The organism is Fimbriimonadaceae bacterium (assembly GCA_019454125.1).
In the GTDB taxonomy this organism is placed as follows: Bacteria; Armatimonadota; Fimbriimonadia; order Fimbriimonadales; family Fimbriimonadaceae; genus JALHNM01.
Genome location: CP075365.1, coordinates 2,114,401 through 2,133,035 on the forward strand (window position 1 = coordinate 2,114,401; position 18,635 = coordinate 2,133,035).

An 18,635-nucleotide genomic window follows, 5' to 3' on the forward strand; every position below is an offset into this window, starting at 1 on the left:
GTTACTCTTCGTCCGGGCCGAAGGACATCATTCCCTTACGCTCGGGCCCGCCAAAGGGCGGCCGTTCAAGCTTTTGCCCCTCTGTCACGCCGCTCACGATCTCGTAGAAGGTGTCCGACTTGGCCCCGACTTTGACATCGATCCGCTTGTTCTCGGCCTTCGGTCCAGGTTTGTCCGGAGGAACCATGACAAAGTACCCCTTCTCATCCTTCCCTACCCGGTCGATGGGCGCGCGCAGCACGTTCTTGCGGTCGATGACGCGCATGCTGCACTTCGCCGACATGCCGCTCTTTAGAAGCGATAGCGGGTCGTCGAGCAGGACCTTGACCTCGTATTTGACGACCGCGTCCGGGTTGTTCGTCGTCGCCCCCGCGCTCGTGTTCGTGGGGGCTATGGTGGCCACGCGGCCTGTAAACTTCTTCTCCGGGAAGGCGTCCACCAAGACCTCGGCCTTCATCCCTTCGCTCAGTCGGGCGACGTCGATCTCGTTGATCTCCAGGCGGACCTGCATATGGTCGCGATCCTCGATGCGCACGATGGTCGTGCCGGCGCTGAAGCTGTTCAAGCTGGCGACGAGCTCACCGACCTGCACGTCGCGCCGCGTGACGATCCCAGTGATCGGGGAGAGGATGCGGGTCTCGCCAAGCTGACGCTGGCCGTCGCGAAGCACGCTCCGAAGTTGGTCGATCTGGGCCGCCTGTTGCTGGCGTCCTGCGATCAGGGCCTCAATGTCTCGCAGTTGCGTCTCCGCGTCGCGCACGTCCTGTCGCGCCTGCAAGTACTGCTCCCGCTTCACAGAATCTTGGACTCGGTTGATCTGGCTGGATTGGAGGCTGGCCTCGGCCTGTCGCACGCGCTCTTCGGCTTGCTGCCGCGCCAGGCGCTGCCCCTCGGCCAAGCGAGAGAGGTTCTCCTGGGCGTCGCGAAGAGCGGTCGTGGCGAGCGAGACTTGGAGCTCGGCGTTCTCCAGTTCCCGACGGGCGACGAAGCCGCGGTCCATCAGGTTCTTCTGCCGCGTCGCCTCGCTCTTTGCGTTCTCGAGGCGCGACTCTGCGTTGCGGACCGCGACCTCCGCGGCCGTCCGTTCGTTCGGCTGGGTGACGGTGGTCAATTGCTGCAGCGCTTCCCGGGCCGAACGCAGGTTCGACTCGGCCGTCGTGATCGAAGCCGCGGTCAAGGCGGGCTGGGCGCCCATTTCCATCTCAAGCTGCTTCAGTCGGGACTGGGCTTTTGCCAAGGCGGTCCTGGCCGTGACTCGCCGCTGCGCGATCTCGACCTCGGTGCGCCTTGCCCCGGCCTCGGCCCCACGCACCTGGGCGGCGTTCTGATCCACCTGCAGCTGGGTCTCTTGGGGGTCGATCTCGGCGATGAGGTCGCCTTTGGCGACCATTTGGCCCTCCTGGACGAGAAGCCGCGCGATGCGCCCGCTCACCCGGCTCTTCACCTCGACGTTGGTCACGGCTTCGAGGGTGCCTGTGTCGACGACCTGGACGAGCACGTCGCCCTTATCGACCTTGATCTCGTGCTTCTTCGCCTCGAGCGCCGCCTGGGCCGACTTCTGGAACTGCTGGAAGGCAAAGCTTCCGACGACGACGAGGATGCCCAAAAGGACAAGAATCACAATGGCGGCGCGTTTCAAACTTCCCTTGCCTTAAGGCAGGCCATCGCGGCCCGCACTACGGTAATTTACCGACGTAGCGCCCCCCTGGTTGCGATTCAGCCGGGACGGTGCAACGTTGCTTTGACCAGATAGACTTAGGACTTGTCGAGCAGATGCGTCGTAGGAGTCGACCTCGGCGGCACCAACGTGCGCGCCCAAGCGATTGACCAGGCTGGCCGGGCCATGGGCGAGCGGGTCGAGATCCCCTCCCGAGCGCAAGCCGGGGTCGAAGAAACGGTCGCGGCCACCGCGGAAGCGATCCGTGCCGCCGTCGGCAACGCGGCCGGGCCGGTCGAAGCAGTCGGCGTCGCGGTTCCCGGCTTCATTGACGCGGGCGAGGGGGTCGTGCGCTGGGCCCCGAACTTCGGCAAGGCCCACGAGGGCGTGTTCCACTATTGGACGGACGTGCCCTTCGGCCGCCTCCTCCATGAGATCCTCGGCCTCCCCGTGACGCTGGGCAACGACGCGAACTGCGCGGCGCTCGGAGAATATTCCTATGGCTCGGGCAAGGGCGAGGCCAATTGCCTCGTCCTTGTGACTGTGGGCACAGGCATTGGCGGCGGCGTCGTCCTGGGGAGGCGCGCGACCCAAGGCGGCGTGGGCCCCGCGCTGCTCTTGGGCGGGAACCAGGGGGGCGCCGAACTCGGCCACATCGTCATCCGCCAGAACGGGCTGGACTGCAATTCGGGCGCTTATGGGTCGCTGGAGGCCTACTGCCAGCGAGACGCCATCGTCCGCCGGGCCCAGCACCGCTTGCGGCGGGGTCGCACTTCGCTGGTCCGCGAGATGGTCGCGGACATCGCCGACGTGACGCCGAGACACCTGGCCGAAGCCGCCCACAAGGGCGACGAAATGGCGCTCGAGGTGTGGTCCGAGGTGGGCGCCGCCCTGGGGGCCGGGCTCGGATCCTTGATCAACATCTTCGCGCCGGACGTGCTGGCGGTCGGCGGCCAGATCGGCAAGGTCGGCGCCCCGCTTCTCTTACCCGCGATCGCGGAGGCCCGTAACACCGCGATCCCGGCGCTCTTCGCCGATTGCCGCATTCTCACCGCCGAGCAGATCGACGACGCCGGGCTGCTCGGCGCGGCCGCCCTGGCCTTGGCGGCCTTGCCGCAGTGATCCAGCCCCCCGCTTCGTCTGAAGCTGCAGTGGCGGACATTCGTGACGAGATAGAAGCGAAGGAGGCTGAGTTCCTTGGCCCCTTCGGCCAACAGGCCGCGGCTTCGCAGGGGCGAGAGCGGCCCGAACCGCCCGACCCTGTCCGAACTGCCTTCATGGTGGACCGGGACAGGGTCCTCCACTCCAAACCGTTCCGCCGGCTGAAGCACAAGACCCAGGTGTTCGTCGCCCCAGCCGGCGACCACTTCCGGACCCGGCTGACCCACACCCTGGAAGTCGCCCAGATCGCGCGCACCGTCAGTCGTGCGCTCCGCCTGAACGAGGACCTGACCGAAGCGATCGCGCTTGCCCACGACCTGGGGCACACCCCCTTCGGCCACGCCGGTGAAGAGGCCTTGCACACCGCGCTGCTCCAAGCGGGGCATACAGAGGGGTTCCGCCACAGCGCCCAGAGCCTGCGCGTCGTGGAAGTTCTCACGCCCCTGAACCTCACCTGGGAGACGCGCCAAGGGATCGCCGGGCACAGCAAGGGCGCGGCCGACCTCACGGACCTTGACGGCGAACCGACCAGCACGTTAGAAGCCGCGGTCGTCAGGGTCAGCGACCGCATCGCCTACCTCGCCCACGACCTGGACGACGCCGTTCGGTCTGGCATCGTCCAGACCGTTCCGAAGTCCCTCGCCGCACTCGGCGAGACGCATGGGGAAAGGGTCGGCAGGCTGGTCGGAGACGTCATCGAGCATAGCCGCGAGAGTCCTGCCGTCCGGTTCTCCCCGCCCGTGCTGACCCTCGCGAACGAGCTCAAGACTTGGCTCTTCGAGAACGTCTACCTTCGCTATACCGACCTAGACCCTGACATCGTCAAAGCGCAAAACGTCGTGCGGGCGCTCTTCGACCACTATCAAAAGCCCGACACCTTGCCGCCTGGGTTCGACGGCGTGCAAGGCGCGGTCGACTACGTGAGCGGCATGACGGACCGGTTCGCCATCGCCGACTTCCAGCGGCTCTTCGTGCCGACCGGGCTGAGCCAGAGGCTCGACCGGCTCGCCTAGCGCCGGGGCGTCAGTTGCACTTGCAAGGTCGTGTACCCGTCGATCTCGAAGTGTTCGATCCGGACCACGCTTCCCTGCCGCAGGGTGACGACCTTCGTGAACGTGGTCGGCCCCTGATAGTGCCACTCGTCGATGACGCCCCGGCCGTCGACATAGAGGCGCACGCCGTCATCGGACGTCACGCTCAGGTCGAAGCTCCCGCTGAGGCCGCGAGTCTTTGTCTCGGCGACGGTCAGGAAGTGGTCCGCGGGGACGCCCTTCGCCGGGCTCCCGGAGGTCGCGAAGTCCAGGGCGGGACGCTTTTCTCTCAGCACCGGCTCGCCCTGCGCGACTGCATCTAGGTTTGGCGGGGTCTTCGGGTCGGGGCCGAGCTGCTGCCACTTCCAGAACGCGACGTCCCAGGCGAGTTCGATGCGGCGGTCTTCCCAAACGAAGGCGACCGACTTGCCCGCAGGCGTCATGATGCCCCTTGCGTCGACCGTCTTCCCACCCGCATATTCCAGCTCTATGCGGCGGTCGATCACGCCGCTGGACCGGTCCGGGGTGAACCGAAGCGTGCCGGGCACCGTGCCCGATTGCTTCTCGAGCTTTCCGCCTCGGACGGACTTGACGCGCCACCTGCCCTTAGGGCCGAGCACGTCGAAAGTGAGGCTGTCGCCCTTCTCCCAATGTCGGTGGCGAAGCAACGGTCTGCGGAAGTCGTAAGGGCCCCATTCGTCGACGATGATGTACTTGCGGCCACGCAGGGCGCCCCGAGGCAACATCGCGTCCTGACCGCCGATCAGGGGCGCCTGTCTCATTCCGAGCAAGCGTTGGAGAGGCTCTCCGCGCATGAGATCGAAGTTGTTCACGGGCATCTCCGTGGGGCTCCAGGAGTCGTACCTCCAACGAGAAACGATCTCATCGGCGCTAGGATCGCTCACCATCCTGTCGTCAACCGGGTAGGGATCGGGCTTGTAACCTGGTAGCTTGTCCGTCAGGAAAATCCCCCGGGGGCGGACATTGGAACTCTGGACGAAGTTTTCGACGTCCCTTGCGACCGGCTCGGCTTCGTCAGCCATCACGTTATTGCTGAACTCAATGTTCTTCCCGCGCTCAAGCAGGGCGACTCGCCCGGCCGGTGGTGCGAAGAAGTTATCCGTGATCTTTGTGCCGATGTTCCTGGTGTCACGGAACTTGGGATAGCCCCAGTTCGGGTCGGGCGCGGTCGGGTTTGACCACAGGCGGATGTCGGTCCGATTCTTGGCAAACGTGTTGTGGAAGATGTCGTTGAACTGCCCGTGCTCGATCGCGACCCCGGACCCGTTTAAGGCGATGACGTTCCCGGCGATGAGCGTGTCATAGCTGTAGCCGCCCCAGACCCCGTTGCCACACTCGACCAAGAGGTTGTTGACGAACTTGTTACGGCTGAAGGTGGCCTCGATGCCGTTGGCGGGCGAGTGGCTGAAATCGTTTCCATAGACGACGTTGTCGTTGCAGCCGCCTTCCCCCGTGTCCATGGTCGTTTGTCCCGCCCAAAGGAAGAATCCGTCTCCGCCATGAGTCGCTGAGTTAAAGGCGAATAGGTTAGAGTTGGACTGTTCGTACACCAAGAACCCGGTGGAATCCTGCCCTCGGGAATAGACGCCGTGGGAATAGCCCCGCACGCACCAGTCCAGCTTGTTATGGACAATCTTGTTTTCTGAAGACATGTACAAACCGATGCCGACGGCGCTATTGAATGAGAAGTCGTTGTTGACGACCAAGCCGTTGTTGCAGTTCGTCATCATGAGGGCGCAACTGCCGCCCGTCACGGTCACTCCCCGCACCTTGAAGCCGTCGCAACCCCTCAGGTAGATCGCTGCCCCATAGCGCAGCCACTCGTCCGCCTCGTTGTGGTGGTAGCTCATCCAGTCTTCGAGGTCTTCTCGCTCCACCGTGCTCTTCAAGCGTTGCCGCCAGTTGTAGGAGAAGTCGCTGTCGAGGATCTTCAGGCCGCGCGCATCTTGCGCGTAAAGTCCAATTTTGTAGCCATGGACTTTCACATTCCGGAGGGTGATGTTCCGGCCCTGGACGCGGATCGCCGTTCCTGACCGCTCGTCGGGGGCGACAGTCGCTTTGGTCCCCCTCAGGGTCGCACCTTGGAAGTCAACCTCGATGTCGTCGCCCTTGATCGTGACCACGCCCTGCTTGCCGGAGGAATCGGGACTGGGCAGCAAATAGTCGGCCGTTTGCACCCGGCAAGACTTTGTCAGAACCATGCCTGGCCGAAGCTTGATCTCGGGTGCGCTGGCCATAAGGGCGAATGCGATCGCCGCAGTCATGCCACATTCTAATCCAACCTGCCGGAACCGCCGCATCTAAACCACAATCTTTGCCTTGGACCTCGCGGCAAGCGATTTCACGACCGCCCTCTCCTTCCCGGGGGAGGAGGGGCTCTATACGGGCATCGGCGGCCAGAAGGTCGTCGCGGATTGCGACGGGCCCGGCCTCTACAAGCTCTGCGGCCCGGTCGTGGTGGAGGCGGACGGGGCGCAAGAATGCCCGCTGACGGGGAGGTTCGACGACTTCGTCGTCGCGAGGCGTGCCCAGCCCGGGCTGGTGACCGCGACCCTTCGCTCGCGCCCCGTGCCAAGAGACCTTTCGCCCATCCCCTTCGATGGGCGCTGGGAAGGGTGCGGTTGGGCGCTTCGCTTCGATGCCCCGACGAGGGTGGACGGCGAGGACGTGCCCCGGGGCGAGGCGGCGGGCGGCACCCCGGTCTTCCGGTCGCTGGAGGGCAAGGGCCTCGTCGCCCCGCTCCCGGGCCTCACATGCGCCCTGGTCCAGACGCTCGACCTAGCCGACCCCATGAGTCTCGAAGCCTGCGGCTGGACCGCCCAGAACGCCAGCCAAGTCCAGATCCTGGCGTCTGAGACAGCCGGGGGAGGCCCCCTCGCGCGCGCCGTCCAATGCCACTTAAACCGGGCGGTCTGGAGCGTTCCCGTCCCGACCGGATGCCTTGGACTGAGGCTTCGGCGACTTTACGACCGCTTCCACGGCCGCCAACGGGCCCGCATCATGGTCGATGGCGCCTTCGCCCGATGGTGGTACGACCCAGCGGAGGATCGAAACCGCCGATGGGGGTGGAGCGAGACGGGGGTCGACGCCGATGCCCTTTGGGGCAAGGGCGAGGTCGCCCTCACCATCGACCCTCCCGCGGGCACCGCTCTCTGGAGCTGGTCGAAGTACGAGGTTTTCGCACTCTGCCCCGCCCCTTAGATTCGGAGGCCGCACTTGAACGCGGGGGCTGATAGGGGAAAGCCGGCCTCTTGTGGAATGACCTGGTTGAGGATTCTATGCTTGGGCTGGTCGGCTACTCAATGTCCTGCTTCGCGATTGCGGTGCTCCTGACCGTCATCGTCCACTTCTTCCGCCCGATCCGGCAGAACGACAGCTTCCCGGCTTGGAAATGGATCTTGGGCTTCGTGATCGCGGTCGGCGCGATCCCCTATGGCTACACAGAGATCCTCACCAAGATGAAGGGGGACGGCATGGTCGAGCCTATCAAGGTGGCGCTTGGCGACGCAGGCGTGGACGGCGATCTGCTCTATTACCGGATCCGGTACACCGACGATCAACGGGCTTCGGTGATCGCGGTCGCCGAGGACAAGAACGTGTTCGGCACCTATGAAAGCGCGGTGTTCTACGTCGACCTCGAAAAGACCAAGGGCTCCTGGGAGCCGACGTCGTACGAGGTGGTCAACTCCTACCAGCGACAGAAGGACGCCACCACTTTCCCGCCCTACTGGTAAATTGCCGCAGTGACGCTTCGCGAGGTTTTGCACGCCCATGTGCCGACCTTGACCGACCAAAGCACCGTGCGCGACGCCGTCGATAAGATGGACGTCTACCAGTTCCCGGCCTTGGCCGTGCTGGACCAGGACGGCTATCCCATGGCGATCCTCACGGAAGGCGACCTCTGCCGGGCCGTCGGGAGCCACAGCAGCCTCATGGCGATCGCCGCAGAGCCGGCCGTACGCTTCGCCACGCCGTCGCCGACGGTCGAATCGCCCGATACCGAAGTCTCGGACGCCCTCCACCGGATGATCAGCCAGGGCATCACCATGCTGCCCGTCGTCGAGGACGACCGGTTAAGCGGCGTGGTGCTGCGAGTCGACCTGATGCAGGCCATCCTCTTGGACGCCGAGCCTGCTGAGACACCCTGACGATTCCGGCGTAGAAACGGCGTGGTTGCCGAAGGCCAGCTTTTCCCAGACTTCGTCCTGAAAGACCAGGACGGGAACACCGTGACGCGCCAAGACATCGCAGGGGCGCACGCCGTCGTCTACTTCTATCCGAAGGACGACACGAGCGGGTGTACAAAGGAAGCCTGCGAGTTCCGCGACGCCATGCCCCAGTTCAAAGGCGTCCGCGTGATCGGGGTCTCCCCGGATAGCGAAGCCTCGCACAAGAGGTTCGCCGGCAAGTACGGTTTGAACTTCACACTCCTTGCCGACAAAGACCGCGCCCTCGCCACCGCGGCGGGGGTCTGGGTGGAAAAATCCATGTACGGCAAGAAGTACATGGGGGTCGAGCGTTCGACCTTCTTGCTGGATGCGGAAGGGAGGGTCGTCAAGGCTTGGCAGAAGGTTAAACCGGAAGGGCACGCGGCCGCTGTCCTAGCCGCGACCAAGGGCGGGCAGTAGACTCGCCCGCGCCATGAAGGGGCGGGTAACAGCACCGAGTCTGAGGAAGATGAAGGAGGCGGGCGAGCTTATCGTCTGCCTCACCGCCTATGATGAGCCGGGCGGATCGATGGCGGAAGAAGCGGGCGTCGACGTCGTCTTGGTCGGCGATTCGGCCGCCACCACCGTCCACGGTCACCCCACCACGCTTCCGATCACGCTCGAGGAGACCCTGACCCACGTGCGGGCCGTCGCGAAGGGCGTGGAGCGGGCCCTTCTCGTGGCCGACCTTCCTTTCGGCTCTTACGGGGCGGGGGTCGCGCAGGCGGTGGAAAGCGCCTGTGAGTTGGCCAAGGCCGGCGCACAGGCCGTCAAGTTCGAGGGCCCGCTGCTGGAAGAGGTGCGCGCAGTTGTGCGGATCGGCCTGCCCGTGATGGGGCACCTGGGCATGACCCCCCAATCCGTCAACGAGTTCGGCGGGCACAAAGTGCAGGGTCGGGACGGCGGCGAGGACATCCTGCGCGCGGCAAAGGAGTTGGAGGAAGCGGGCGCCTTCGCGATCGTCTTGGAACTGGTGCCGGCCGAGCTTGGGCGGCGAATCTCGCAGGAGGTCAAGGTTCCCACGATCGGCATCGGCGCGGGGCCCTGGTGCGACGGCCAGATCCAGGTGTTCCACGATGTGCTCGGCCTGGGAACGCGGAGCTTCAAGCACGCAAAGGTCTACTTGGAGGGCCGTCGGCTGATTACGGAAGCCCTCGCCAAATACGTCGCAGAAACCCGCAAAGGGGAGTTCCCCACCGAGGAGAATTCGTTCTGAGGATCTTTCGGACCGTCGCGGAGCTGCGGGAGGCGCGCGCGGGCCTGGGCGAGCTGGGACTTGTGCCGACCATGGGGGCTTTGCACGAGGGGCACATGGCGCTTGTCAACCGGTCGCGGGCCGAGTGCGCCTCGACCCTGGTCTCGATCTTTGTGAACCCGACCCAGTTCGGCCCGGGGGAGGACTTCGACGCCTATCCGCGGACGTTCGAAGAGGACCTTGCGCTCCTGGAGGAGGCGGGGGCCACCGCCGTTTTCGCACCGACCGCCGAGGACTTCTACCCCTACCAGACCACCAAAGTTTTAGTCGAAGACGTGAGCGAGGGCTTTGAAGGGTCGGCGCGACCGACGCATTTTGCGGGCGTCTCGACCGTAGTCGCAAAGCTCTTTTTGACTTCCACGCCCGACCGCGCGTATTTCGGCCTTAAGGACTTGCAACAATGCGCCGTGGTACGCCGCATGGTGCGCGACCTAGGATTTGGCTTAAAACTTTCTTTTGTCGAGACGGTTCGAGAACCTACCGGACTTGCCCTTTCGAGCCGCAACCGCTATCTTTCGCCAGAAAATCGGATCCTTGCCGCACAGATGTATATCACAATGCATGCGCTTGCCACGCGCTTAGCCGCTCAGGGGACTTTAGACTCACAAGCGGTAGTGGATGCGAAGAGTTTGCTCACGGAACGCGGTTTTGAAGTGGAATACCTTGCCGTTGTCGACCCGCTTAGCATGAAAGAACCAGCGGAATTGGCCCCCGACGCGCGCATTGTGTGCGCAGCACGATATGCCGGTGTGCGCTTGATCGATAACGTTCCGATACTAGAAAACGCACAAGAGGCTTGACCTTCTGGAATTGTTGCGCCATACTAAGGCCCCAAAGCCAAATGCCAAGGTGGGCAAGGCAGTCGGGAGTCCAAACATGGCTAAGAGTCTTGAGAAAACAAAGTCTGCCCTGAAACTTCGCACCGAGGCGAAATCGGGTGTCTTGACCCTGCGAATCGGCGTGAAGAAGCACGTCCTGCCCTTTGAAGTCCGTATGCTGAACTCGGACGAATACATCTTCGTGCACATCCCGCCGAGCGCGGAGATCATGAAGCTTACGGGCGACGGGCTCCAGGTTGTCACCAGCGATAACGAGGCTGAGGCGGCGGCGAAGTCCTTCCGCAAGAGCCGACGTCGCGGTGGCGGCCGGGGAAGCCGCTCCGCCGCCGTGCCTGAGAACGTGCAGCAGATCCTGGAGCAGATTCCCGCCGGTTACAAGATCGGCTATAATGCGGACGGCTCCGTGAAGCTCGTTAAGAGTCGACGCCGCCGCCGCAACGGCTAAGACCAAGCGATGTAGGAAGGCCGCACCGCCGGGAAGGTCGGTGCGGCTTTTTTACGCCTTGCGGTAGATTTCCCTCTCCGCCGCCTTAGCTCAGTGGTAGAGCAACCGCCTTGTAAGCGGTAGGTCGGGAGTTCGAATCTGCCAGGCGGCTCCAGCCTTTTAACCCCTAGCCTCTTTCCGGCCCGCCGCGCAGCGCTTCATAGTCCGGTTCGCGGACGACACCCCATTGGGTAAGGGCTAACGCCGACAACAGGATCAGGATGCCTGCCGCCGCCCCGATCGAGGAACGAAGGCCGAAGAGTTCCGCCGCCCATCCAAAGACGAAGATTCCTATGGGGGCGACCCCAGCGATCGCCCACATGTGCATAGAAAGCACACGGCCCCTCAGTTTCGGCGGGGCCAACAACTGGAAGAGCGTGTTTGTGGTGTTAAATTGCAGGATCGTTGCCATTCCCAAAACAAAGAAAAGCGGGAAGGCGACCCAAACCGAGTGGGCCAAAGTCAAACCCAAGAGGGCGAAACCTAAGACCACCATCGCCGCGTGCACGGTTAGAGCCTTATAGGGTAAGTGGCTTATGCTGGCGGCCAGCACGAGCCCGACAATAGCCCCGGCCCCGACAAAGCTGAAGGCTTGGCCCAGCCCTGTCTCGTCCAACCCCAAGAGGTTTCTAGCCATGGCAGGCATAAGAGAAATATAGAAGGTGCCAAAAACCGAGGCGGCAGATTCCATCAAAAAGAGCAAACGGAGCGATGGATCCTTCAGTGTAAACCTCATCCCTTCAAAAATGAGGTCGCGTATGGGCTCGGTCCGCTTGACCACGGCGCGGAGGTCGGACTTGATTAAGAATGCGGCAAAAGCAAGGGCGAAAAAGCTGACTCCATTGAAGAGGAAGCACGCGGCCGGCCCCAAGAACTTATAGATCAACGCGCCCAGGGCTGGGCCCACGACGCGGGCCAGGTTGAACGTCGAAGCCTGGGCCGGGATGGCAGAGGACAAGTCCCGCTCGTCGACCACATTGCGGACCACGGCCTGCCGGGTCGGCAGCTCGACGCAGGCCACGATGCCCGAGACCACCGAGACCACCAAGAAGTGCCAATACTGCACCTTGCCAAAAAGCAACGTGAGGCCGAGGAACAGCGGGCCCACCGCGTTCACGGCGGATGTCGCGAAAAGCAAAAGTCGACGGTCGAAGAGGTCGGACACGACCCCCGCGAAAGGCCCGAAGAACGAGATCGGCAGGGTCATGGCGAAGGACACCATCGCGAGCTGCCCCGCGTTGCCTGTCAGGTCGAAGACCAGGTAGCCCTGGGCGAGGGTCTGGACCTGCGATCCGATGAAGGAGATGAACGCCCCGAACCAGAGGATGCGGAAGTCCGGATAGCGCAAGGCCCGGAGCGCAGGAGAGCGGGCGAGCCGCTCCATCATTCCCCTGCCCTCTGACTCCATCTGTACTCAGTATGGACGTCGCCGAGGTCGGCCACTGGTACACTTTTGACCTTCTGTAAGCGCGCGTCCCCAATGATGCCTCGCCTGCGTGTCCTGCAAATCGTGTCGAGTTCGGCGACGTCAGGCGCCGAGCACCACTGCTTGGTGCTCGCCCGTCGGCTCGCGGCCCGGGGACACTCGGTCGAAGTCGTTTGCCCGCCGATCGACTGGATGCAGGAATCGCTGGCCGAGGCAAACATCCCCTGCCACCCGATGGACATGCGCGAAGGGGGCGGGCGCACCGCAATCGGCAAGGTCTCGTCGATCGTCCGCCGAGGCGGGTTCTCCCTGATCCATTCCCACCTGAGTCGCGCCACGTACCTCGGCGCCATCGCGTCCGCCTTCCACCGGGTGCCGCTCGTCTCCACCGTCCACGTTGAGACCCGCGAGCCGATCTATCGCTTCATCACCTGGGGCTCGAACCGCATCATCGCGGTGAGCAACTATATCCACGGGGTGTTGAAAGGCAGGGGCGTGCGCTCCGACGCCATCGACGTCGTCTACAACGGCACCGACTTCGCCGACCGGAACCAGGGGGACTCGACGGCGGTGCACCGCGAATTTGGTATCCCCGAGGGCCGCCGCCTGGTCGGGCTCGTGGGGCGCATAGCGCCGGAGAAGGGCCATCACATCGCCCTGGAGGCCTTTGCTAACCTGGCCCAAGAGCACACGGACACCCAGCTGATGTTCGTCGGGCGGGCGGAGGGCGACTTCCCCGGCCAACTGCGCGAAGAAGTCACCAAGCTTGGCCTGGCCGACCGGGTGACTTTCACGGGCGACCGCAGCGACGTCGCGCGGCTCTTCGACGCCATGGAGTTTTCCATTCTCCCCACCGTGATGGAGTCGTTCGGGCTCGCCGTTATCGAGTGCATGGCGCGGGGGCGGCCCGTCGTCGCCTCGAAAGTCGGGGCTCTGGGCGAGCTGATCGAGCACGGCGAGAACGGCCTTTTGGTCGAGCAGACTTCCGAGGCGTTCGCCCACGCGATGCGCCAATTGCTCGCAGACCCTGTGCTCGTCGACCGCATGGGGCGCCTCGCGCGCATCCGTATCCAGGAGCGCTTCACCGTCGCCCAGATGGTGGAGCGGATCGAGGCGGTCTACTACCGCGCCGCCCGCCTCGGCTAGGCGTTCGCGGGAGCCGGGTCCGAGGGCACCGCCGCCCGAGCGTGATAGTCGTCCGTGTTGAGCAGCTCCCCCGTGTCCTCCGCGTCCATCACAGCTTCCAGGCTCGCGATGGCGACCTCGATTTGGGCTTGCTCCGGTTCGGCGGTCGTGATGAATTGGGTGGCGAGCCCGGGGGCGAGCAGCACGTTGACCCATTTCTGCTCCTTTGCCTTCCCCGCCGCGCGGATGACCTCGTAGCTGATGCCGGCGACGAACGGCAAGACGAGCAAGTCCACCAGAATGCGGCTGGCCGCTAGCAGCCAGCCCGGCGCCGTCAAGGGGACGATGAGGTCGCGCGGGATGAGCGGCACGATCAAGAACGTCACGATCGCCACGATGATCGCGAAGTTCGTCCCGCACCGCGGGTGGAGCCGGGTTTGGGCGGCACAGTTCGCCGCGTTCAGCTCGACGTGGGCCTCGACCGTATTGATTGCTTTGTGCTCGGCGCCGTGGTACTTGAAGACTTCGTAAATGGTGGGGATGCGACTGATCGCGCCCAGGTAACCGATGAAGAGCAGGATCTTGATGACTTCTGCGATGTAGTTGGTGGCCAATGGGAAGCGGTTCGCCTCTTGGCCGGTCGCAGTGCGGACGCTGAACTCGGCGACGACCTCGGGCGCGGCCTTGAAGACGAAAAAGCCGATCACGAGCGAGACCAAAATGGTCAGGCCGATCACAAAGTTGTCGGTCGCCTTGCTCGTCTTTTTGACGCTGGCCGCCTCGGCGGGGTCGAGATGCTTTTCCTCGGTCTGCACGCCCGCCGCGAAGTTCATCGCGCGGGTGCCGAGCGCCATCGTGTCCAAGATCGCCAGGCTTCCGCGAAGGAAGGGGGCCTTAAGCCACTTCTGACGGCCGATCCAGGTCTTTTCGAGCGGCTCCGTCTTGACGACGATCTTCCCGTTGGGGGCCCGGCACGCCACCGCCCAGTAGTTCGGCGAACGCATCATGACTCCTTCCACCACGGCCATGCCGCCAAACGTGAGGTACTCGGCCGACTTCAAGTTGCTCTCGACCGGCGACTTCTCGGACATTCGCGCGGAGTGTACCTACCCTGCCTTTCGGCCTCGGAGAGCCTATCAAATGCCCTAGACTTGAAGCAGTCCACGGAACTTTTTGGCCAGAAACGCAGTCATTCCCGCTGTGGCACTGGCCACAAGGAGCAAGAACATGGGTCAATTCGACCGGTTGGAGCTCACTGAGGATGAGGCGTACTCGCTTCTCGCTCTCTGTATGACGAGCGACATGGCGCTGGACCCCCAGTCCGAACAGGCACTGCGGAAGCTGGCCGACTTCTGTCGGTCTCATCGCAATAGTCGGGATAATAACATCGCAGGTGTCAGTGAGCTGGGCGTGGCGGGCTAAGGCCCGCCTTCGCCATTTATGGCCCCTGGCGCGACGGCGGTAGAGTTGTTGCCATGGCGACTGTCGGCGACGTCGAACAGGCCCTTGAGAGCCTGGCCCCTTCCCACCTGGCCTTCGACTGGGACCACATCGGCCTCCAGGTGGGCGACCGCGCGGCTTCGGTCACGCGGGTCGTCGTCTCGCTGGATTCTTCGACCGGGGCGGCAGAGCGGGCGAGGCAGCGAGGCGCACAGATGCTGGTGAGCCACCACCCCCTCGTCTGGAAGGCGACCGACCGGTTTACAGCGGACAGCAACGACCCGCGCCGAGGGCTCCCCTTCTGGCTCGCGCGCGAGGGGATCGCCTTCGCCGCCGCCCACACCAACTGGGACTGCGCCACGGACGGTCTCAACGACGAACTGGCAGAAAGGTTGCGACTTAGGGACGTCCAAACCTTCGGGGGCTCCTCCGAAGCAGAAGCGGCCAAGTTGGTCGTCTATAGCCCGGAAAGCGACGTAGACGCACTGCTGGACGCCCTGGCCGCGGCCGGCGCGGGCGAGATCGGCGCCTACAAACGGTGCGCCTTCATGGCCCCGGGGCGGGGCACCTTCTGGGCAGGCCCGGAGACCAACCCGACGATCGGCAAGCCGGGCGAGGTCGAAGTGGTCGAGGAGGTCCGGATTGAGACCGTCTTCCCCCTAGCCAAGAGGCGCGAAGTCGAGCAGGCCGTGGTCGCCATCCATAGCTATGAGGAACCCGCCTTCGACGTCCTCCCTCTGACGCGGCCTACCTATGGCCTGCCGATGGGGCGCTGGGGGCGGCTGCCAGAACCGATGGGCCGCGCGGCATTCCGTGACCATGTGGACGCGTGCCTGGGCACTCGCTGCGAGCTCTGGTGCCCGGAGGGTCTTCGGGAGATCGCGACGGTGGCGGTGGTCGGGGGCGGCGCGGGCGGCGAATGGAGAAACGCCGTGCGCCATGCGGACGCCTACCTCACCGGAGAGGTCCGCCAGGACGAGGCGCTCAGCGCGGTGGAAGCGGGCCTGGCGATCTGTGCGGCCGGACATTACGCGACCGAGCAACCCGGCGTGGAACGCCTCGCACGACGGCTGGCCGAGAAGCTCCCCGAGATCGAGTTCGAGGTCTACGCCCCGGAGCCCGGAACTTATGGTCGCCCGCTATAACTGGTTAAGATAGTTCTGCTTTTTCATTGCGAACATGTTGACATCTACGAACACTTTGTGCAATAGTCTGCGCGATGGCAAGCATGGACCTGCTCATTGCAGCGCTCGATTCGGCGGTCTGGGAACTCAGCGAGGCGTTCAAAGACTTCCCCGATTCGGACGTTTGGAAGCGGCCGGACCCGCGATTGCTCAGCGCCGGCGAACTGGCCGCGCACATTGCTTACTGGGAGGCCGAATCGCTGCTGGGAGGGGGCTTTGAGAGCCCGCTGGTCAACAAGGCGGCCGACTACTACACCTCCCATGTCGGCCAGCCCTTCGAACTGAATCTGGGCGCGGAGGCGGTCTATGCCGAGGTCAAGAGGGTGCACGAGGCGTGCAAGGCCGCGCTCGTCGCGAGCCCCCACGATAGCGAGCAGCCTTGCTCGAACCGGGACGGCTGGACCTGGGGCTACACGTTGCAATACCAGGTCTTCCACGTGGCCTACCACACGGGCCAGGTCTATTCCGTGCGGCACCTGCTGGGGCACGAGACGCCGGACAATTAGGCGCGGCTAGGCGAACGGACGGACTTCCACCGAGCCACGGCAAGCCGCGGCCGCCTTCTTGCCCCATTCGAGGGCCTCGTCCGGGCTCGCGACGTCCAGGACCCAGAACCCGTCGACGTATTCTTGGGCTTCGAGGTGACGGCCATCGGTCACGGAGAGCGAGCCATCGACGGCGCGTCGGATGGTCTTCGCGCTGCCCGGGGCCTTGAGGCCACCCACGAAGACGCGGACTCCCGCGTCGATCATGTCTTGATTGACCTGGTCGATGGCGTCCACGACCTCTTTCGTGATCTGGGTGCCGTGGTCGAAGTCGTTGGGGCGATGGATGGCGACGAGGAACTTCATCTCAGGACACCTGCCTGTCGGCGCGCACTCCGGATCGACAACGCTCGGAACGGGAGTGGTACCCCGGACGGGACTCGAACCCGCGATTTCCTCCTTGAAAGGGAGGCGTCCTAACCGCTAGACCACCGGGGCGGATCGCTCAGAGAGAAATTATGGCAGGTCAACGGCGGGAGGCCGGGATGACCAAGAGTCGCGGGACGCCTTTCGGCGTCCCGCGACAAGTTCAGCGTCCGACGACGTCGGACTTCGGCCCGACTTTCGGGGCGGGATCCATCTCCAGCGTGGAGGGGATGGTGTGCTCGCTCGCCGCGGGCGCGGATTCGCGCTCCTTGGCGGGCGCGGCCTTCGGCTCGTCGGCGACGACCGTCTTCACCTTTTTCTTCGGAGCATCGCTCTCCTCGAAGTCGGCGGCCACCTTGGAGCCTTTCACGCCGCTGACGCGGCGCGCACCGGCGTAGCGCTTGCTGTAGTAGCTGTCGCTGAGGTTGTTCACTCGGACCCTTCCTCCGCCGCTACTCGCGTGGACGAACTTGCCGCCACCGATATAGATGCCGACGTGGCTGACCCGCGAACCGCGCGTGTTGAAGAAGACGAGGTCTCCTTTCTGCAGGCCACCCTTTGAGACAGGGGTGCCCGAGCGAGACTGCTCGATCGAGGTGCGCGGGATCGACTTGCCGTTCCGCGAATAGACGAAGCTCGTGAAGCCGCTGCAGTCGAAGCCGCCTCGCGAGGTGCCGCCCCAGCGATAAGGGGTGCCGAGCTGGGCAAGGGCGGTGCCCACGACCGAGCCCGCGGCGGCGGCGCTCAGGGGAGCGACCGGGCGGCTAGACCGGGGGCTGGCGACCGATTTGGCCGGCTCGCGGTACGTGGCGACTACGGTGGACCTTGTGGCCGTGCGGGTCTTGGTCGGTGCGGCCTTCGCGATCTTGGTCGCCCGCGGGATGTCCCCGCCGGCGATGGCTTCAGAAGCGGTCACAGAAGCGAGCAGGTCGCCGCGGACCCAACCCACGGTGCCACCGCCGAACTCCAACTTGTACCAGTCGCCCACCCGGTCGCGGACCTTCGCGATGCGGCCTGGACTCACCATGGCGAGTCGGGACGCGGAGGTCTTCGCGCCGGAGCGGACGATGACGTTGTCGCGAATCACGCGGGCGCGCTTCGTGGCGATGCGGGCGATCCCGGGAGTCTCAGCCTTGCTACCCGTGGCTTCGCCGGGAACATGGAGCACGGCGCCGATCTTCAAGCGGCCCCAATCCGTGTCCGGGTTCAACTCGCGAAGCTTGGTCGAGGTGATGCCATACTTCCGCGCGATCGTCCAGTCGTTTTCCCCGACGCGGACTTTGTGACGGCCGTGCCCTACGGTCTTCGAGGCCGGCTTCATGGCAGGGGTCGAAGCGGGCGCAGCTGGCGCGGTGGGTGCGGACGTCTTCGGCTCGGCTTTGGCGACCGCCGTCGGCACGGTCACGTAGGAGCCAATCTTGAGGTAGCGCCAGTCCACGTTCGGGTTCATGGCGCGGAGGTCGCTCGGCTTGATGTTGAAGCGGCGGGCGATGCTCCAGTCGGTGTCCCCGTTCTGGACTTTGTACCCGTCCTGGACAGGGGCGGCGGAAGGCTTTTCTTCCTTGACGCGGCCCGGGATCACGATCACGGTGCCGGGCCGGATCCGGGTGGGCTCCACGTCTGGGTTGGCGTCGATCAGCTTCTGATAGCCGATCCCATAAAGTTTGGAGACCGTGGCAAAGTTTTGCCCGGGCTCCATTTTGTGTCGGTTAGAGGGCGTGTACGACGCGCTAGCGAGCAGCGCACAAGCCCAAACTGTGCCGGATAGGGTCAAACTGTTTCCTCCTCCGAGCCAGGCGAAAGCTCTTGCGAGCCCGGCCAAAGCTAAGGCGTTATACCGGTGTTTTTCCGGCAGCGTCAACCAGCACGGCCGATATTGGGACCTTAAATGCA

18 protein-coding genes and 2 tRNA genes are annotated in these 18,635 nt (G+C 64.4%); 13 read left to right on the forward strand and 7 right to left on the reverse strand.

Features of this window, described 5'->3' with window-relative positions; all coding sequences use genetic code 11:
• Window position 1: 1 nt before the first annotated feature.
• Entirely contained in the window at window positions 2–1,621 is a 1,620-nt protein-coding gene (locus KF733_10300) for an efflux RND transporter periplasmic adaptor subunit (GenBank protein QYK55394.1), read from the reverse strand.
• 141 nt (window positions 1,622–1,762) lie between these two features.
• Here KF733_10300 and KF733_10305 point away from each other — a divergent pair, with 141 nt between their 5' ends.
• Both KF733_10305 and KF733_10310 read left to right on the forward strand, forming a co-directional pair.
• Entirely contained in the window at window positions 1,763–2,779 is a 1,017-nt protein-coding gene (locus KF733_10305) for an ROK family protein (GenBank protein ID QYK55395.1), read from the forward strand.
• A gap of 29 nt (window positions 2,780–2,808) precedes the next feature.
• Window positions 2,809–3,831 carry a deoxyguanosinetriphosphate triphosphohydrolase gene (locus tag KF733_10310; protein QYK55396.1) on the forward strand — a complete coding sequence of 341 codons (1,023 nt, stop codon included), beginning with the start codon at window positions 2,809–2,811 and terminating at the stop codon, window positions 3,829–3,831.
• On the opposite strand, the gene KF733_10315 is transcribed toward KF733_10310, so the two are convergent.
• Window positions 3,828–6,134: a right-handed parallel beta-helix repeat-containing protein gene (locus tag KF733_10315; protein QYK55397.1), complete on the reverse strand. Its 2,307-nt coding sequence runs from the start codon at window positions 6,132–6,134 to the stop codon at window positions 3,828–3,830. The genes KF733_10310 and KF733_10315 overlap by 4 nt on opposite strands.
• Window positions 6,135–6,189: 55 nt before the next feature.
• On the opposite strand from KF733_10315, the gene KF733_10320 reads away from it, so the two are divergent.
• The 8 genes from KF733_10320 to KF733_10355 all read left to right on the forward strand — a co-directional run bounded on the left by KF733_10320 (window position 6,190) and on the right by KF733_10355 (window position 10,771).
• Window positions 6,190–7,071: a hypothetical protein gene (locus KF733_10320; GenBank protein ID QYK55398.1), complete on the forward strand. Its 882-nt coding sequence runs from the start codon at window positions 6,190–6,192 to the stop codon at window positions 7,069–7,071.
• Window positions 7,072–7,148: 77 nt separating this feature from the next.
• Window positions 7,149–7,604, forward strand: coding sequence for a hypothetical protein (locus KF733_10325; GenBank protein ID QYK55399.1), 456 nt, complete (start codon window positions 7,149–7,151; stop codon window positions 7,602–7,604).
• 9 nt (window positions 7,605–7,613) lie between these two features.
• Complete coding sequence (locus KF733_10330) at window positions 7,614–8,018, forward strand: CBS domain-containing protein (GenBank protein QYK55400.1); 405 nt, start codon at window positions 7,614–7,616, stop codon at window positions 8,016–8,018.
• A 21-nt stretch (window positions 8,019–8,039) separates the two neighbouring features.
• The gene (bcp, locus tag KF733_10335) at window positions 8,040–8,498 is read left to right on the forward strand and encodes a thioredoxin-dependent thiol peroxidase (GenBank protein ID QYK55401.1); all 459 of its coding nucleotides are present in this window, start codon (window positions 8,040–8,042) and stop codon (window positions 8,496–8,498) included.
• Between the two features lie 49 nt (window positions 8,499–8,547).
• The gene (gene panB, locus KF733_10340; protein ID QYK55402.1) at window positions 8,548–9,294 is read left to right on the forward strand and encodes a 3-methyl-2-oxobutanoate hydroxymethyltransferase; all 747 of its coding nucleotides are present in this window, start codon (window positions 8,548–8,550) and stop codon (window positions 9,292–9,294) included.
• Window positions 9,295–9,446: 152 nt separating this feature from the next.
• Window positions 9,447–10,133, forward strand: coding sequence for a pantoate--beta-alanine ligase (panC, locus tag KF733_10345; protein QYK57173.1), 687 nt, complete (start codon window positions 9,447–9,449; stop codon window positions 10,131–10,133).
• A gap of 76 nt (window positions 10,134–10,209) precedes the next feature.
• Window positions 10,210–10,617, forward strand: coding sequence for a hypothetical protein (locus KF733_10350; protein ID QYK55403.1), 408 nt, complete (start codon window positions 10,210–10,212; stop codon window positions 10,615–10,617).
• 79 nt (window positions 10,618–10,696) lie between these two features.
• Window positions 10,697–10,771: transfer RNA gene (locus tag KF733_10355), tRNA-Thr, on the forward strand.
• A 12-nt stretch (window positions 10,772–10,783) separates the two neighbouring features.
• Here KF733_10355 and KF733_10360 read toward each other — a convergent pair.
• Window positions 10,784–12,064 carry an MFS transporter gene (locus tag KF733_10360; protein QYK55404.1) on the reverse strand — a complete coding sequence of 427 codons (1,281 nt, stop codon included), beginning with the start codon at window positions 12,062–12,064 and terminating at the stop codon, window positions 10,784–10,786.
• 102 nt (window positions 12,065–12,166) lie between these two features.
• Between KF733_10360 and KF733_10365 the strand changes: the two genes are divergently transcribed.
• Window positions 12,167–13,228: a glycosyltransferase family 4 protein gene (locus KF733_10365; protein ID QYK55405.1), complete on the forward strand. Its 1,062-nt coding sequence runs from the start codon at window positions 12,167–12,169 to the stop codon at window positions 13,226–13,228.
• Here the strand turns inward: KF733_10365 and KF733_10370 are convergent.
• On the reverse strand, window positions 13,225–14,298 hold the full coding sequence (locus tag KF733_10370) for a DUF1385 domain-containing protein (protein ID QYK55406.1): 1,074 nt from the start codon (window positions 14,296–14,298) through the stop codon (window positions 13,225–13,227). The genes KF733_10365 and KF733_10370 overlap by 4 nt on opposite strands.
• Window positions 14,299–14,682: 384 nt before the next feature.
• On the opposite strand from KF733_10370, the gene KF733_10375 reads away from it, so the two are divergent.
• Together KF733_10375 and KF733_10380 are read left to right on the forward strand one after the other, a co-directional pair.
• Entirely contained in the window at window positions 14,683–15,792 is a 1,110-nt protein-coding gene (locus KF733_10375) for a Nif3-like dinuclear metal center hexameric protein (protein ID QYK55407.1), read from the forward strand.
• A 74-nt stretch (window positions 15,793–15,866) separates the two neighbouring features.
• Window positions 15,867–16,337: a DinB family protein gene (locus tag KF733_10380; protein ID QYK55408.1), complete on the forward strand. Its 471-nt coding sequence runs from the start codon at window positions 15,867–15,869 to the stop codon at window positions 16,335–16,337.
• A gap of 6 nt (window positions 16,338–16,343) precedes the next feature.
• Here the strand turns inward: KF733_10380 and KF733_10385 are convergent, their stop codons facing one another.
• The 3 genes from KF733_10385 to KF733_10395 form a co-directional block, all read right to left on the reverse strand.
• On the reverse strand, window positions 16,344–16,682 hold the full coding sequence (locus KF733_10385) for a hypothetical protein (GenBank protein ID QYK55409.1): 339 nt from the start codon (window positions 16,680–16,682) through the stop codon (window positions 16,344–16,346).
• A 56-nt stretch (window positions 16,683–16,738) separates the two neighbouring features.
• Window positions 16,739–16,814, reverse strand: a tRNA-Glu gene (locus tag KF733_10390).
• 91 nt (window positions 16,815–16,905) lie between these two features.
• Window positions 16,906–18,441 carry a C40 family peptidase gene (locus KF733_10395; GenBank protein QYK55410.1) on the reverse strand — a complete coding sequence of 512 codons (1,536 nt, stop codon included), beginning with the start codon at window positions 18,439–18,441 and terminating at the stop codon, window positions 16,906–16,908.
• Window positions 18,442–18,635 lie beyond the last annotated feature (194 nt).